General features: G+C 41.0%; 18 protein-coding genes. 13 read left to right on the plus strand and 5 right to left on the minus strand.

Features of this window, described 5'->3' with window-relative positions; translation table 11 throughout:
• Positions 1 to 8: 8 nt before the first annotated feature.
• From NO992_RS06465 to NO992_RS06480, 4 genes are read right to left on the minus strand one after another with little or no spacing between them, the layout of a single operon-like run.
• Positions 9 to 1,151 carry an ABC transporter permease gene (locus NO992_RS06465; RefSeq protein ID WP_010371660.1) on the minus strand — a complete coding sequence of 381 codons (1,143 nt, stop codon included), beginning with the start codon at positions 1,149 to 1,151 and terminating at the stop codon, positions 9 to 11.
• Entirely contained in the window at positions 1,135 to 2,067 is a 933-nt protein-coding gene (locus NO992_RS06470; RefSeq protein WP_045962408.1) for an ABC transporter ATP-binding protein, read from the minus strand. The genes NO992_RS06465 and NO992_RS06470 overlap by 17 nt, the downstream gene beginning before the upstream one ends.
• Entirely contained in the window at positions 2,060 to 3,010 is a 951-nt protein-coding gene (locus NO992_RS06475) for an HlyD family secretion protein (protein WP_371375318.1), read from the minus strand. The genes NO992_RS06470 and NO992_RS06475 overlap by 8 nt, the downstream gene beginning before the upstream one ends.
• Complete coding sequence (locus NO992_RS06480) at positions 3,007 to 3,654, minus strand: TetR/AcrR family transcriptional regulator (protein WP_371375321.1); 648 nt, start codon at positions 3,652 to 3,654, stop codon at positions 3,007 to 3,009. The genes NO992_RS06475 and NO992_RS06480 overlap by 4 nt, the downstream gene beginning before the upstream one ends.
• Positions 3,655 to 4,183: 529 nt before the next feature.
• Here NO992_RS06480 and NO992_RS06485 point away from each other — a divergent pair.
• The 3 genes from NO992_RS06485 (at position 4,184) to NO992_RS06495 (ending at position 6,957) form a co-directional block, all read left to right on the plus strand.
• Positions 4,184 to 4,363 carry a hypothetical protein gene (locus tag NO992_RS06485; protein ID WP_371375325.1) on the plus strand — a complete coding sequence of 60 codons (180 nt, stop codon included), beginning with the start codon at positions 4,184 to 4,186 and terminating at the stop codon, positions 4,361 to 4,363.
• A 72-nt stretch (positions 4,364 to 4,435) separates the two neighbouring features.
• On the plus strand, positions 4,436 to 5,656 hold the full coding sequence (locus NO992_RS06490; protein ID WP_235367514.1) for a radical SAM protein: 1,221 nt from the start codon (positions 4,436 to 4,438) through the stop codon (positions 5,654 to 5,656).
• On the plus strand, positions 5,653 to 6,957 hold the full coding sequence (locus tag NO992_RS06495) for a hypothetical protein (protein WP_371375329.1): 1,305 nt from the start codon (positions 5,653 to 5,655) through the stop codon (positions 6,955 to 6,957). Before NO992_RS06490 ends, NO992_RS06495 begins: the two co-directional genes overlap by 4 nt.
• Before the next feature lie 653 nt (positions 6,958 to 7,610).
• Here NO992_RS06495 and NO992_RS06500 read toward each other — a convergent pair.
• Entirely contained in the window at positions 7,611 to 8,915 is a 1,305-nt protein-coding gene (locus tag NO992_RS06500; protein WP_371375579.1) for an NAD(P)/FAD-dependent oxidoreductase, read from the minus strand.
• Positions 8,916 to 9,540: 625 nt separating this feature from the next.
• Between NO992_RS06500 and NO992_RS06505 the strand changes: the two genes are divergently transcribed.
• From NO992_RS06505 to NO992_RS06550, 10 genes are all read left to right on the plus strand, one after another.
• On the plus strand, positions 9,541 to 10,689 hold the full coding sequence (locus NO992_RS06505) for an AAA family ATPase (protein ID WP_371375332.1): 1,149 nt from the start codon (positions 9,541 to 9,543) through the stop codon (positions 10,687 to 10,689).
• Between the two features lie 109 nt (positions 10,690 to 10,798).
• Entirely contained in the window at positions 10,799 to 12,019 is a 1,221-nt protein-coding gene (locus NO992_RS06510) for a helix-turn-helix domain-containing protein (RefSeq protein WP_371375336.1), read from the plus strand.
• A 300-nt stretch (positions 12,020 to 12,319) separates the two neighbouring features.
• Entirely contained in the window at positions 12,320 to 12,616 is a 297-nt protein-coding gene (locus NO992_RS06515) for a RebB family R body protein (protein WP_010371676.1), read from the plus strand.
• 138 nt (positions 12,617 to 12,754) lie between these two features.
• The gene (locus NO992_RS06520) at positions 12,755 to 13,021 is read left to right on the plus strand and encodes a RebB family R body protein (protein WP_010371679.1); all 267 of its coding nucleotides are present in this window, start codon (positions 12,755 to 12,757) and stop codon (positions 13,019 to 13,021) included.
• Between the two features lie 71 nt (positions 13,022 to 13,092).
• Positions 13,093 to 13,359 carry a RebB family R body protein gene (locus NO992_RS06525; RefSeq protein ID WP_010371682.1) on the plus strand — a complete coding sequence of 89 codons (267 nt, stop codon included), beginning with the start codon at positions 13,093 to 13,095 and terminating at the stop codon, positions 13,357 to 13,359.
• An 81-nt stretch (positions 13,360 to 13,440) separates the two neighbouring features.
• Complete coding sequence (locus tag NO992_RS06530) at positions 13,441 to 13,632, plus strand: RebB family R body protein (protein WP_371375341.1); 192 nt, start codon at positions 13,441 to 13,443, stop codon at positions 13,630 to 13,632.
• Between the two features lie 16 nt (positions 13,633 to 13,648).
• Entirely contained in the window at positions 13,649 to 13,984 is a 336-nt protein-coding gene (locus tag NO992_RS06535; protein ID WP_010371690.1) for a RebB family R body protein, read from the plus strand.
• 41 nt (positions 13,985 to 14,025) lie between these two features.
• Positions 14,026 to 14,385 carry a hypothetical protein gene (locus NO992_RS06540; RefSeq protein WP_017218642.1) on the plus strand — a complete coding sequence of 120 codons (360 nt, stop codon included), beginning with the start codon at positions 14,026 to 14,028 and terminating at the stop codon, positions 14,383 to 14,385.
• A gap of 39 nt (positions 14,386 to 14,424) precedes the next feature.
• Entirely contained in the window at positions 14,425 to 15,432 is a 1,008-nt protein-coding gene (locus tag NO992_RS06545) for a hypothetical protein (RefSeq protein WP_371375345.1), read from the plus strand.
• 15 nt (positions 15,433 to 15,447) lie between these two features.
• Positions 15,448 to 15,915, plus strand: coding sequence for a hypothetical protein (locus tag NO992_RS06550; RefSeq protein WP_222243213.1), 468 nt, complete (start codon positions 15,448 to 15,450; stop codon positions 15,913 to 15,915).
• The last annotated feature ends 10 nt before the right edge of the window (positions 15,916 to 15,925 follow it).

Raw genomic sequence — 15,925 nt, forward strand, 5'->3', positions numbered from 1 at the left:
AACAGGCCCTAATCTAATCGCTTTTTAAAGCGCATCGTCGCAATCATAAAGCCAATCACACTAAAGGCGACCAAACAGAGTAAATCAAAATACAAATCGCTAAAGTGCGCGCCTCGAAGAACTACAGCTCGGATCGACCTTACATAATGTGTGGCAGGTAAGATCTCTGCAAGGTATTGCGCCGCTCTTGGCATCGCGGCAAATGGGAACATAAACCCAGATAGCAATATTGCAGGCAGTAACACAAAGACCGTCATTTGCATTGCTTGCAATTGGTTTTTGGCTTTAGTGGAGATCAGCAGTCCCAAGGTAAGGCTCGCGGTGATAAACAACAACGTCACGATAAGTAGACTTGGCATATCAAAATTGAGCGGTACATCAAATAGCCAATGTCCTAAAAATAGTATTATCGCCATTTGAATAAAGCCAACAAGAATGTAAGGTAGAATTTTACCTAACATTAGTTCGGTTGGCCGAACCGGTGTGGTGATAAGAAATTCCATATTACCCTGCTCACGCTCTCTAACCAGCGCTGAAGAGGTAAATAGGATCATCGTCATCGTTAATATAATAGCAATCAAACCGGGAATAATGTTAACCGACGAACGTTTCTCTGGGTTAAAGTAATTTTGCAGCGCAAAAGCTGGATCTGGCAGTGCAGGCATAGGTAACCTTTTGATGCTAATAGGCAACTTACTGAGCCCTGCCACGGCACCACTTAATAACGGATCGGAACCATCAATCAACCACTGCGCAACGCTATGTTGCGCTGTACTATTACCCACTTTATAGCCACTTAGTTGATAATCACGATTGAGCTGCCGACGCACAAAATCAGCAGGAATAACCAACACGGTATTCACCTTTCCTCTGGTAATGGCCTGCTCAGCCGCCGCAATTGAATCGTAATACCCGATAAAGTCAACAACTTGAGTATTGGCTGCGGTTTGGATCAACTGTCTGGATTGATAAGTCTGACTAAAATCAACAATACCTGCGGAAACATGTCTCACATCAGTATTAATTGCATAACCAAATAGCAACAGCTGCGCCAATGGCAACATCACAATCATCGCAAAGGTAATACGGTCGCGTGCCAGCTGCATAAACTCTTTACTGACGATGGCATTTAACCTACGCAAGCTCAGCATAGCCCCTCCCTGTGCTCGTTACAAACACATCCTCGAGGTTAGCGCGAGTGAAATCCACTTCGTAACCACCTCCAGATTCAGCTCGCAATAATGCCAGAGGTTGTGATTCTTTTTTGTTTATCAACACCCTAAGGCGAGCACCTATTTGGGAGACGGAAATCACACTCGGTAATGAAGCTAAACGTGTTTTTAATGCCGCGACGTCGTCACCCACAACTTCGCACACCGAAACCTTTAACTGTTCCATCAGCGCGATGGGACTATCATCCGCACGCTTTACACCTTGCTCTAAGATAGCAAGCCGGTGACAACGCTCTGCCTCGTCCATATAATGGGTAGACACTAAAATGGTCGTGCCCTGCGCACTTAAACTAAATAACTGCTCCCAAAATGCGCGTCTATTTTCGGGGTCAACCGCTGACGTCGGTTCATCTAAAAAGAGCAACTCTGGTTTATGAATAACTGCGGCAGCAAGTGCAAGGCGCTGTTTTTGTCCACCACTCAACGCACCGGACTGCACCGATTTTTTATCTTCTAATTGGTATTCCTGTAGCAGCTCAGCCACTCTATGCTTAACATCATTGCGTGATAAGCCATAAATTTTCGCCACAAACTCGAGATTTTCCAGCACACTTAGCGACTCGTATAGGGAGAATTTTTGCGTCATGTAGCCTAATCGATTACGCAAGCTTTCACCATGTGCCTGGACATCCTTTCCCATAATACTGACATGACCTGTGGTTGGTGTTAACAGTCCAGTCAACATCCGGATTGTGGTTGATTTTCCGCAGCCATTTGGCCCCAGAAAACCGTAGATTTCCCCCTGTTTTACGGTAAGATCTAGGTCAGAAACTGCCCAATAGTTGTTAAACTGCTTACCCAAACCTTCACTTTGGATCACGATTTCCTTAGTCATTTTGCAGATCCACCCATACCGGCGTGCCTGAAGGGACAGTCACTTTATCAGTGAGCACCACTTCCACCACATACATCAAACGTGCTCTTTCCTCTTGTGAAAGTGCAAAATAAGGCGTGAAGCTCGCGCTTTGGCTAATGTAGCTGACGGTGCCTTGTAGACTTTTATCACTGCCATCGAAATGCACGTTTAGCACACTTCCCAAAGAGACTTTAGCAAGCTGGGTTTGCGGTAGATAAAGCCGAGCGAATGTTTTGTCATCAGCAGCCAGCAAAATAATCGGTGCACCTTTAACCGGACGCTCACCAACAAGCCAAGGTAAATCTTCGACAATGCCGGAAGTGGGTGCTTTAAGGGTAAGCTCAGCGAGCTGTTTGTTGGCAATAATTAGCTGTGTTTGTGCTTCTGCAATTGCGATTTTTGCTTGCTCAATTGTCTCCTCTCTCGTACCATTTTCAAGCTCATTCAGACGTTCTTGGGCCTCTTGCAAAATACCAAGTGTCGACTCAACATTGGCAGAGGCGGTATCCACCCTATCTTGAGAGGTCAACTTGTCTTTGATTAACTGCTTCTGTCGAACAAGTTGCCGCTGAGCTTCTTCCCAAGCGGCTTGTGCTGCATGCACCCTTGCTTTAGCTTGTTTGACTTGCTCGACCCGAGCGCCTGAGAGCAACAATCTATATTGCGCTTGCAAGCGCGAGATTTGCTGTTCAATAGCATTAACCTGTTGTTGCTGCACTACGTCATCGATTTTCGCCAGTGGCTGTCCTTTTACTACTTTATCGCCGCGCTCGACCAGCAACTCAACTAATAACTCTCCGGTTGGGCTGCTGATCTGCACCTGCGGTCGTTCGATAATGCCGAAGATTTTACGCTCGGGTTTAGAGCAACCAACCAAAAGCGTCAATAACACAAAACTAATGATGTAAAACGGTGTTTTCATAATGTTTTCCGTTCAATATGCTGGGATAGAAACACGTTAAAAATAGCTTGCTGATGTTTGCCAAGGGAGCGCCACTGCTCAGTATCCGAGTTTTCGATACCAAGTAGCGGCTGCATCACAGGTGGCACCAAAAAAGGAAATGCCGACAAGCCAAGACAGGTTAAAAGTAACCATTCAGCTCGAATGGGCTCTGCAGGCGAAAGCGTTTGAAAGGTCGAATTTAAAGTACTGACACCGTTCTCTACATGCTCAAAGAAAATCTTTTTTATGATTTCATGCTCTTTAGAGTGCGTATCATGTAGTGCCATAAAAATGATCTTAGGTAGCGTTGGGTATTGGCTCATCACCTGAAAGTAGCGCTCTATAAACTGAGTTAAAATGAGCGGTGAGAGTTCGCGTAACTGTGATTTTTTAATCCCTTCAAGCAAGCTCAGTAGAGGTGCTGCAACTTCGCGAAATACCGCTTCAAACAGCCCCGCTTTATCGCCGAAGTAGTACTTAATCAAAGCAATGTTTACCTCAGCAAGGTCCGCAATTGCTCTGGTCGTGACTCGATTATATCCGCGGTTAATAAACAAACATTTACCAGCGGTGATGAGCTTTTCTCTCGGGGTAATAGCGGCTTCCGTTAGCTTATTTGTCATGTTTCAACTCCATTAATCACTTGATTAATATACTAGGACAAATGTGCAAGCTTCACGACAGCTTTCGTTAATCAAAAAAGAGGAAATGATTAATCACTAATCTACATCAAACTTTCATTGGTTATCTGGCCTTTTTGTGGACAGGCACTTTACTTTGCCCTTATAGCGATGTCTGGGTTGAAAGCCCATTTGGCGCACTACAAAATACCTAACTTAACTATTAATAGGGAAATTCGCTATAATTAACGGCACAGAACGAGAAATATCAATTGCAGCTCAGCAAATCATGACAGTAACCTGTTTGAATGGATAATATAGCATAGTCAGCATAAGAAAAAGCCATTGGTGTACAACCCTCTATAGCTAGACACGTAATTATATAATGTAAAACCCGCTCCCTCAGAAGATGCTCACCATAACCCTTAAATTATATTCACCAACAAAAGTAGAACAAAAACTTAAAATATGTTAAGTTTTAAAAGCATGAATTTTAATTTCATGCTTTTAAATTAAAATTAAGGAAATTTCAATGTCTAAACTACAATCTGAGCTCAAAAAATTTAGCTCGCCTTCTAAAAATAAAAAAATCAACTTGTTAAAGAAAGAGTTGTTAGAGCTAGTATCTAGCTCAGCTGGCGGTGGTGCATTCTACAAAAACCACACAAAATACGTAAAACCAGATGAAGTTCCAAAAACTCTAAAACCATAGAGTCAAAAATTTTCAGAGCACCTTTCTAGGTGCTCTTTTTAAGAAATCATAAAATTAATCTTAAAAAACAAAATGAAATCAATAAAGCACCTTGAAATAATTTTAAAAACAACAGAAAGATGCAACATCAACTGTGATTATTGCTATGTTTTCAACCTTCATGATTCTAGCTATAAAGAAAGAAGTGCTAGAATAAATTTAGATACAATTGAAAGCTTAGTCACATTCACTTCGCAAGCTATTTCTGACTATGGAATTGAAGTCTTAGATGTCATTTTGCATGGTGGCGAACCTCTACTAATGCCCAGAAATCACTTTATCGAAATTTGTGAGAAATTAAAATCCTTTAATTCTATTCAAGTAAATCTAGCTCTACAAACAAATGCAACTCTTATTGATGAAAGCTGGGTCTCTATATTTGAAAAATACGACATCGCCCTGGGAGTAAGCTTAGATGGACCTCAAGAAATAAACGATAAACATAGAGTAGACCATAATGAAAAAGGAAGTTTTGATAAAGTAATTAAAGGTATTGAAAAGTTAAAAGATGCCGAATCGCAGAAAAGAATTAGAAGCTTCGGGTTATTATGTGTGATTGATCCCTACGAAAGCCCAAGTGATATTCTTAAATTTTTTACTCGAGAGTTGTCCGCTAATAGCGTTAGTTTTCTATTGCCTATGGACACTCATGACACTTATAATAAAAAAGATGTAGATAAACTATCTAACTACCTAATAAACCTATTTGATTCCTGGGTAGAGGAGTTTGAAAACAATAATATCACCATACGTATTTTCTCGGAAATAATTAACACTCTAACTAAAGATCTAAAACATCTTGAGCAAGTGAGTTCAAAGTTAGATAATTCTTTAATGATAGGGATATCGTCTGATGGTGAAATTATTTTTGACGAGCTTAGAGGGTTAAATGGAATATCTAATAATCAAAATATAAAAAATCATTCTTTGTCCCAATACATAAGTTCAGAGGCGTTTGTAAAGATTGAAAAACAACTTGAGACTTTGCCTTATGAATGTGCCCCGTGTGTATGGAAAGGGTTATGCAAAGGAGGCGTAGGGTTAGGTGCAGGCATAACGCGACACAGCAAACTTCATCAATTTAAGAATAAATCGATTTTATGTGACTCTTTTAGAGCTCTATTCGCTCATATCGTGAACTATTTAATAGCAAGTGGCTTTAGTGTGGTTGAAATTGAAAGAAACTTAGATTTTTTAGGTGACTCTCTTATCATACAAAGTCAGGAAGTAATTAACTCGGTAAATTTACAATGAAAGAAATAAAAATTTACAAGGCAATATTTTTTTTAAGCATTCTTTTTTCCACTTTTTTAAGCACTGCAAGCAATGTGGAAATAAAAATAACAAAAGAAACAAGTAAGAAAAACTTTGAGATAGAGTATGTTTTTAGAGAAAGCGTAAGATCAATAACGATAAAAAACGCACCTGAAAACTTCATAATGAATTATTGGAGGTTTAAAGATAACCACCCACCCACTATATCACCCAATGGAAAAATAGAGTTTTCCACCCCCAAAAAAAGTTTATCTATAACAATAGATAAGGGGTTCGACACATCTGAAATTCGAGCTTATTCTCCATATCTATTTTTCAAAAGTGGGACTGGTATTTTTCTAGACTATTTCTTACCTAATGAAATAAATTACACAAAGATGGGCAAGGAAAAAAATGAAGAAATAGAATTCGAAATTATAAGTAAAGAGAAAGACAACAATCAGACAACCAGTGGAAATCACCTTAAAATTAGAGGTGGTGATTTTAAAAGTTATTACTTTTTAGCACCTATTGAAACACAAGAATTTAAGGGTGTAAATTTCAAAACCAGCTCAGAGATAGATATTAGACTAACTAATTCAGTTATTGAGAATACAATAAAAGTTATAAACCTATTAGGAAAGGCTTTAGATCACAACCACCCTGGCAGCATTGAAGTTTTAATTTATTATGATAAAAGTAGAGACTATCTAGGCTTTGAAGGTGGTGCTTTACCAGGTCAAATTGTGTTAACTCTAAGTGGAGATGATCTTATTTTAAACCCTTTGAGATATGAACGTGAAATTTTACTAATAATCGCGCACGAAGCTGTTCATCTTTGGAATGGTTATCTTTTTCCAAATAAGGGAGATTCACCCACATGGCTATATGAAGGTAGTGCTGAATATTTATCCTACCAACTGTTACTGTCCTTAGGCATGATATCTAAAGATTATCATGATTATTTTTATAAAAGTGACATAGAAAAGTGTTCTAGCGTGCTTGAGACAGAAGCTTTAGGAAGTATTGATAACACCCCTTCAGTCTTTGCTGCTTACGCTTGTGGTCATGTGATTTTTGACGTCCTCAGCGTTAAGTTCGACAAAGATGATAAATATAAACTTCTCAAAGAGCTTTTCACGCACTCTGCAGGTGGTTATTCATTTAACTCTTTATACAAGCTATTAAAACAAAATGATAGCACTGCTTCGTTAGGAGTTAAATTAGACAAGATATTATCTTCAAAAATTGAGTCTCATGAAAACTTCAAAAGTTTATTATCCACAAAGAGTTCAGGTTAGTTAGTTAATTCATTCATACTGAAGACAATTTTACTTTTTTGAATCATATGATAAGGATAACCAAAGGGGGACAATTACATTTTGGTCCTTAGTACCCTCTAATTATGGCAAACATTGCTGCTCGTTAAGTCGATGAAGCAACTGTCGCGATCGGTAGGTTTTAGGGTTTTAAAACAACTTGAAAGCAAAGTAACCACACGAGACATGACCTCTAGAAGCTTTGTATAGCTGAGTAATGGTGGGAAGTCTTTTTGTGAAATCGAGTAAGGTAGCCTTTATAAAAATTTCAAAATCACGCTGATGTGACATACGAAATAGAAAGACCGTTATCATGGACAGGCACTTTAACTATTGATAGATATCGTGGACAGCCACGTAAAAGTTTTTGAAAATTGGAATATGAACAGCAAAGCAAAAAATCAATTGTCTTTGGTTTTAGATACACCAAATGCTACTCAATCGGGGTTGGAAAAAGAGTGAGCTAACACATTGTTTTAAAATTACATTAATGTTCCCCCTTGTCTAGAGAAAAGGCTTTACGGATAGCAACGCTCTCGCGTCCCACTCCCACAAAGACCCTTTGTAGGCAAGGTTACGGTTAGCGCTAAAACTAGCTGCTAGAAAGGCATTAATTATCTTAAGTTCAGATTAACTTAGTGCAGTTTCATTTTTGGCCGTACCACTCTTAGCACCTTTTCACTTATCCATAGTGCAAAGGTTTTTGCGATACCATGGATTGCGCGCTGATGCATTCTATACAATGAGATGTACATGAATCGCGCTATCTTACCTTCAATAAAAAAGCTATTGCTGGTTAGGTTCCCCATTAAACTACCAACAGTGCTATAACGAGATAAATTCACTAAAGAGCCGTGGTCACTATAGGTAAACTCGTGTAAAGGTTGATTTTTTAGTGTCGCGATTAGATTTTTCTCTACACATTGCGCCATTTGATGGGCCGACTGAGCACGCGGCGGCACTTGAGTGCCATCCGCTTGGGTAAACGCGCAGCAATCACCGATGACATAAATATGCTCATCTACACTGCTTTGTAAGTATTGATTTACCTTAATTTGATTATTGCGAGTAAGCTCGAACAGCCCAATCTCTTTAATAAAGTCAGGTGCTTTTACCCCCGCAGCCCACACCTTGATGTCTGCCTTTAGCTGTTCATCTTCTTTAGTAATAAAGCTGTCTTCAGTTGCCTGCTTTACCTGGGTGCCTTCTCGCACCGTGACACCTAGCTTCACAAGCTCCCGTTTAGCTGAATTAGCAATACGCTCTGGTAATGCAGGTAATATTCGAGGACCTGCTTCTATTAAATCAATACGAAGGCGTTTGGCTGTCATTTTACTCAGCCCGTACATTTTCAACATGTCTGATACATGATACAGCTCAGCAGAAAGCTCAACGCCAGTAGCGCCACCACCAACAATGCCAATGGTTAACGAGTGCTTCGGGTCATCGTCTTGGTGTAAGCGTGTAAAGTTATCGAGGAGTGCATGCTGAAATCGCTCAGCTTGCTGATTTGAATCGAGAAAGAAGCAATGCTCCTTGACCCCCGGCGTATTAAAATCATTGCTAATACTACCAATAGCGAGCACTAAATAGTCATAGCTGACTTGTCGCTCTGGGAGAATACGATGGCCGAGTTCGTCTTTTAGCTCGCTCAGCGTGATGGTGTTATTGATTGAGTCTACGTGGCTAAAACTGCCGAGCTGAAACTGATAATAATGCTTTGCTGCATGAGCAGAATAAACCACTCCATCTAAGTCAGCGTCAATAGACCCTGTCGCGACTTCATGAAGCAGCGGTTTCCAAATATGACTGCGATTTTTATCAATTAATAAGATTTCTGCTTGGCGTTTTTTTCCGAGTTTATGCCCTAATTGTGTTGCCAACTCTAAGCCACCAGCACCACCACCGACTATCACGATTTTAGGAAGTTGCGTATTCATCATGTTGCCCTTAAAAGTATAATACTTAAGTACTCTAGGGTCTTAGAAAAGCACTTAGGTATTTCAAATCCATCATGAAATACCTTGTCTGGCAACGCCTTCAATTATGCGCTTTTTTAGTCTGTTTGTCAGTAAGACTTAGTCACTACATAGTGCTACTCGTTATATAGCGTTGACTCTCAACCCTCACTTTTTCCATAACATACCAAACCCAAAACTCCCCTCCTCAAAATTTACCAAACAATAAATTAAACGCTGTAATACCTTGTAATAGAAATGAAGCAATAATATAAATAGATTATTAACAACAAACACAACTGGCAACAATAATGATGTATCAATAACATAACGACAAGGATCTGAATAATGACTACACCCAACCTAGGTAGAATTGCGGTGAATAAAACAACGTTACTAATGCTGAGAAAAAAAAGCCCTAAGTAGAGAAAAGCTTGCTGAAAACTGTACAAACCAACGCTTCCCAGTATCGGTTTCCACAATAAAACGAGCGGAATCTGGTAATCGAGTACTCTGCAGAACTATTCAAAATTTAGCAAAGTACTTCCAGGTCAGTATTGATACATTAATCGATCAAGCAGAGTCTCCTTTATGGCTATATAGCTATTTGTTAAAAGACGAGCCCACTCCATTATATGGAAGAGAATGGGAGCTTAATCAATTACATATCATTTTTAGTAGAGCGGTGGCGTTACCTTGCGCTCAAACCATCTTACTACTGGGTATGACAGGAATAGGTAAAAGCGCGCTACTCAATTCCTTTATTTGCCACTTAAAGAGAGCGGAGAAAAACTACCTCCTATTTAGTACAAACTCCTGCTTAAATCACAACAACCCTCACTTTTTTGTTGCCAATTTTGTTCGCTCATTATTGCTTGTTAAGGCACATAGTGAAGTAGAGTTAGGCCATCAAATAGAACTCGTTTCTAGCACACCGCTGAGCGCAATTCGTATGCGTCAATGGGCGGACTTGCCTTTAAATTCTGCTCACAAGCAGGCGCTTCGTCAATTTTCAGACGAGCGCTTAAGGTTGCTTGATAGAACCGTAGTCAGTGATTTACTGAAATATCTCAATCACAAAAAAGTGCAAGCGATCTTGATAGACGATGCACACACTCTTAGCGAGCAAAGCAGATATTTTTTGAGCATACTTACACAAGTCCAATGTCATTTTGGTATTTTGTTTATCCTGTCTGCCCAGAAAAAAAATGCTTTTACTCATCCTCCCAAATGGCTCTCCTCTGCACATATTATCTATCTAAAGCCACTAGATATCAGTTCGATGCAGCAATTAGCACATCACACATTATTGAGCCGAGATATGCTTCCGTGCAAACATCAACATAGAACCGCTATTGCCTTAAAGCGGGCATGTGGTAACCCATTATTTTTAATTCAACTACTTTGTGTCACCCATCCCCAATCAGAACTTCCTGAAACCCTACAGCAACTCACTCAACACTACCTCAACTCGATGCCATGTGAAGTTGTAAATACCCTTAAGTTTGCAGCGCGAATTGGACAACACTTCGATACGAAACAACTTCACCAATTTAATGAACATAAAAAAATCCGTGCTCCCTTGTGTGTGTTACACAAAATGTTGAGCAGTGGATTGATAACCCAAGACGCTGAACACTACAGTTTTGTGCACCCTCTCGTATGGGAATCTCTGAGAAGTCACGCAAACGACTTAGAACTGGATTGGTATAAACACCATCAATCTAATACACAAAACCAAGTGACCCGTATCTGAGCCAATATCTGAGTCAAAATATCCATATCGTTTCCTTGACCCCATAACATGCCATTCAAATGAACCTTGAATGGCATGTTTTCTGCAATATGAGAAATAAGGAAACACCATGTCCATACTCGTAAAATTAACACCTTCAGCACAACCTTGGATTGGCAGTAGTGATGTACTTTTCAAACTGAAACAGCAAATTCAACATTTAGCACAATGTGATTTACCCATACATATTGTTGGTCAACCCGGTTCAGGGAAGCATTTGGCTGCTTGCCATATTCATGAGCTGAGTAAGTCGCATTCTGAAAATATGATTGTATCGTGTGTAAACCATTGGCAAGGTCAATGCGCAGCAACCCTATTAGAAGAGCTTGTCAACCGAGCACAAAGCGGTACCATTTACCTCAAAAATATCGACGCACTGACCCAAGTGCAGGCCGAGTCAATCAAAGACTACTGGCTCACCCTTTCCCCGCAGTCTCCCGCGCCACGATTAATCACCTCAACTAGCGCGGAAAAGCAAACCTCTGGAGACACACATATGCAGTCCGATTCTTTTCTGAGTTGGTTACATTATCATTGTCTTGAACTACCCATACCTCCTCTTTACAACCGTAAAGAAGACATTATTGCCTTAATAAACCACTACAAACATACTTGTAAACATCTCGCCAAACTGCAATTTCAAGGACCTGCGCTAGAAGTCTTAACCAGTTATGATTGGCCACATAACGTAAAACAGCTCAAACGTTGTTTAGACAAACTGACGTTCTTATGTGAGCAACCAGAAATCACTAAACAGACTCTGTTGACTCTATTCCCCGCTATGGAAAATAAACCTTCACCAACTAAGGGTAATCTTATCCCACTAAAACAAGCTGAATGCGATTTTACCCAAGCCATGCAAACACTGATATCCTGCGATGATGAGCACAGTTACACCCCTTCAGATAGTCGTGAGGGGGTCGACTTTACTCCGTTATCACTGCTTAGGCCTGTCAACAAACCTCATCCTGCTTTAGCAAGAGCGCTGCAATATATTGATGACAATTTTAAGAAGCCACTGAGCCTAAGCGAGGTTGCCAATTATGCGTGCGTCAGCCCTTCTCATCTCTCGTTCTTATTCAAACGTTATGTTGGACAGTCATTTAAACAAACTTTGCTACGGATAAGGATCAAGACAGCAATGACGCTTTTGCGTGAAGACCCTTATAGTCAAGTGACTGAGGTATGTGACGATGTCGGCTTCTCCGATCTGAGCTTTTTTGTTAGAAAGTTTAAGTCTGTCGTTGGCGTCAGTCCTGGTGCCTACCGAGATCACCGTACAAAACACTGAATAACGGTACAACCGTGTGCTGAATGCACCTCTCTCGTTCAGCACTTAATTAGCTGTAGCAGCGGTTAGAATATTTCTTAGCGAACAGATTTAATTTTTGGTCTTTCAGCTCGGGTGATTTAGATAAATCTACCAAGTAGTTCCTGAGTTATACCAATAATAATGCGAAGTACTGCCAATTCTAACCCTACTGCGTTTTCTATACTAACCTCAGTGTTTAGGAGCTCCATCTAGCTTGTTAGACCTAAGCACCACTCATATTTTTTTATTCGTCAAACTTAAAGCTAAAAAGGTGGAATTATGGCATTTCCAACAGCAGTAAACGATCAAATTACCGACTCGGTCACTCAGGCAAACGTAAAGGTATTAGGCGACGCTCCAGCGATGTCTATGGGTAACTTATTTCAAGCTACCTCTCAGGCATTAGCTAACGCGGCACACAATGCGACATCAGCTCAACAACAAGCTGCAATGACAGCGCAAGCGGCAACAACGATGGGGGTGACTACTTTATATTCTATTGACACCGCAACCACAGGTATTGCAACAAAAAGTATTCTTCAACCACAAAAACAGCCGGTTGCTGGATTAGGTTAATTCTCGGCTCCCCGATACTTGTTCAACATCGCGCACAGCAGCGACTCAACGAAGACGCTTATCTGGGAATGTGAGATACCTACAAACACAGCTAACGATATTTAGGCTGAACTTGTTAACGACAATAAGGATAACACTATGGCTTTTCCAACCGCTGTAAATAGTCAAATTACAGACTCTGTTACACAAGCCAATGTACAGGTGCTAGGCGATGCGCCTTCTATCGCTATGGGAAACCTCTTTCAGGCAACTTCTCAGGCATTGGCGAACGCGGCTCACAACGCAACGGCCGCACAACAACAGGCAAATATTACTGCGCAAGCAGTAACAACAATGGGCGTAAATTTACTTTACTCCATTGACACTGCAACGACTGGCATCGCGACAAGTAAGATTTTTGCATAACGTACTCGGTTCAGTCACAAACTAACGGGCTTTAACGCCTAGATATTTAATACTTTAAAAGGAAGATAGTTATGGCATTTCCAACAGCTGTAAACAGTCAGATCACTGACTCAGTCTCACAAGTGAATACGAAAGTACTCGGTGACGCACCTGCTGTAGCAACTGGTAACTTTATGATTGCTACAAGCCAAGCACTCTCAAACGCTGCACACAATGCAACAACTGGACAGCAAAATAACAATGTGACAGCTCAAGCCGCATTGGTGCAAGGCGTAGATACCCTAATGAGTATCAATACGGCAACTACGGCGGAAGGCATCACTAAAGTCTACCGTTAAGTGCTAAGTCGTACTGATGGATCCAACATCAGTACGACTTTACTCACAAAGACTTAAGTGCTGCTCAATTGGAGAAATACCATGTTACCCCTTGTCGAAGCACACACTTTTTCACTCGGTGTAGCCGCCATCACGATGGGAAACTCTATCTCTTTATTGATGGAGAACGCCGTGCAGAACGAAGCTCGAGGTCAGATGATATCCAGTGCAAGTGTAGCACAGTGCTGTGCACTCATTATCAGCTCTGGCGTAGCTTCCGTTAAACTAGGATAAGAAAGGAATTAGCAAAATGAGTACAGTAAACGACCAAATCTCTGATTCAGTGAATCAAGTTAATACCCTATTGACGGGCTCTGCTCCAATGCAATCTATGGGCATGCTCAATATTGCAGCAACCGAAACTATGGGGATGTCGATGTATAACGCCGTCACAGCACAGCAAAACGCGCAAACTTCGGCCTCTGCTGCTGCGGCAGCGAGCTGTGCAAAAATGCTACAGCAGTCACCGCCTAAACCAGAAAAGCCCAAAGCGCCTGAAGAACAACTGGATCTAAGCAAAATTGAAGAGGTAGTACAAAAACTCCTGCATCAATACCTCGACCCTGATAGCAAAAAAAGCACCTAGAGGTAAACCCAACATAACTTAAATTAACTGAGGCAAAGCATATGAATGAGTTAACAAATGTCGGGCCATCAACACAAGCGACGCTTGATATCATCAAAAATGCCAGCTTAAGCGGCGAGCTAAATAAACTCTCTGGTGCCGGTAAGGCTTATCAGTCAGTTTCTCAATCAACGGCAATTGCAATTCAAGATGCAACCGACAACCTAAGAAATATCAATACCATGGCGACTACCGCAATGGGGGTTGCGATTTCACAAATGCTGGCGACTGGTAAGGTCGAAGAATACAACAGTATCATCGAAGCGGCTAACAAGATGGTTGAAAACGGTACGAAAAACTTTGGCGATGTCGGTAGTTCTGCCAGTGATCTACTCAATAATTTTCCAAGTGGTGGAAGCTAATGGGGGCTCACGTCACTGACGCTGGCACGGGAGGCAAACATGACGATCGTAGTGAATAACACAGAAATTGAACAGTTGGCGCAATTTTCCGACAAAACGCAAACCTTGATCCAATTTTTAAATCAGGGAAAAGAGAGTGTCAACGCCCTCATACAACAGAGCGAGATAATGCGCTTTTCGTCAGAAGCGCAATTTATCGAGCAGCTTTACTTGGGATTGATGAATTCAACGTTGATCTACTTACATCATATTCCCATTTCAATCGATGTGAAAAAACTACTCGAGTTGACTACTAATGATCTCAGAGACCTCGCGACCTTGAGCAATCGAGACTCTGAAAAAGACAAAGCAATTTTAGCTGATCTGTTAACCAAATACCGTCTGTTAGATAGTACGATTCTGAACAAAATTGCACTGTTTTATCGACGTTATAACTTGAGTTACCATGCTCTGGGTTGGAGCGCCTCATTTAAGGATCAACTCAACTTATACCATGTTATTTGTTATTGTGAGCGTTGCTATGAACTATCAAATCAAACCGTTATCCCAGCGTGCCAATGGGCAACTCAGCAGGCACAAAATCTAAGTGAATTTGCTCGATATTTATGTATTTACCTTGAGTGGAAAAAGCGCTCACCAAGTCCTATTAGTGCGCTAAATGACGCAATTACTACCCTCTCTCCGGTGGTTAATGCCAACCTAGATTCTCCTGTGGTCACCTACGAACTTCAAGCTATTGATCTACACAATGCGATTAAGCAATGGCATGAAAGTGGAAAATATCTGGGCTTTAGCAGTTTCAGCGCAGGCTTGCTTAATATCGTGCTTAACATAGACCTAGGTAAGGGCGATTTAGTGCAAGCTGCAAATGACTATCTTGAAACGCTTCAACATACGCTAATCAACTCATTAGCGAAAGACAGCTATATCTGTCAGGCCGGCCAGTGCCGGCACTATTTATATGACCTATATCACAGTGAAGCGTTGCTTGATGTTGATAGCCAAGGCTGCCTGAGTGTGCAAACTCACTGGCCGCTGGTTGCATAATAAGAGGACTGAACAATGAATACCAAAAATCAAAAGGTTACAGCGCTTGGTGAACTCTCTCAAGCCGTTATGCCGAAACAAATGAATAGCATTTTAGCCGACATTGATACCATGCTTAACCGCGCACAACACACAATAGATATGTCATTACAGCAATCTTCACAGCTAATTGAACAGTCTCGTCAACACCTCGCCAGCATTCATAATGCGCTCGAGAATGAGACCCAGATAAACCAATCTGACGCTCACGAAACGCCCTACCAAGATACATTACTGCAAGCGCAAGTAACACAATTAGAGGACCAGCAAGCACAGATAGAGCAAGTATATACGGAGCAGGAAGTCGCAGCTCGCCAAAGTGCTGAGGCCGCACAACAAGCGATGGAAGAAACGCTAAAAAACATGGAAAAGCAGCTAATGCATCAAAATCAAGTCTTTCAACATGATGTAATGCAGCGCAGTGCTGACACGCAAGGCGAATAAAACAAGTTGC

Source organism: Pseudoalteromonas sp. DY56-GL79 (assembly GCF_041414765.1).
Lineage (GTDB): Bacteria > Pseudomonadota > Gammaproteobacteria > Enterobacterales > Alteromonadaceae > Pseudoalteromonas > Pseudoalteromonas piscicida.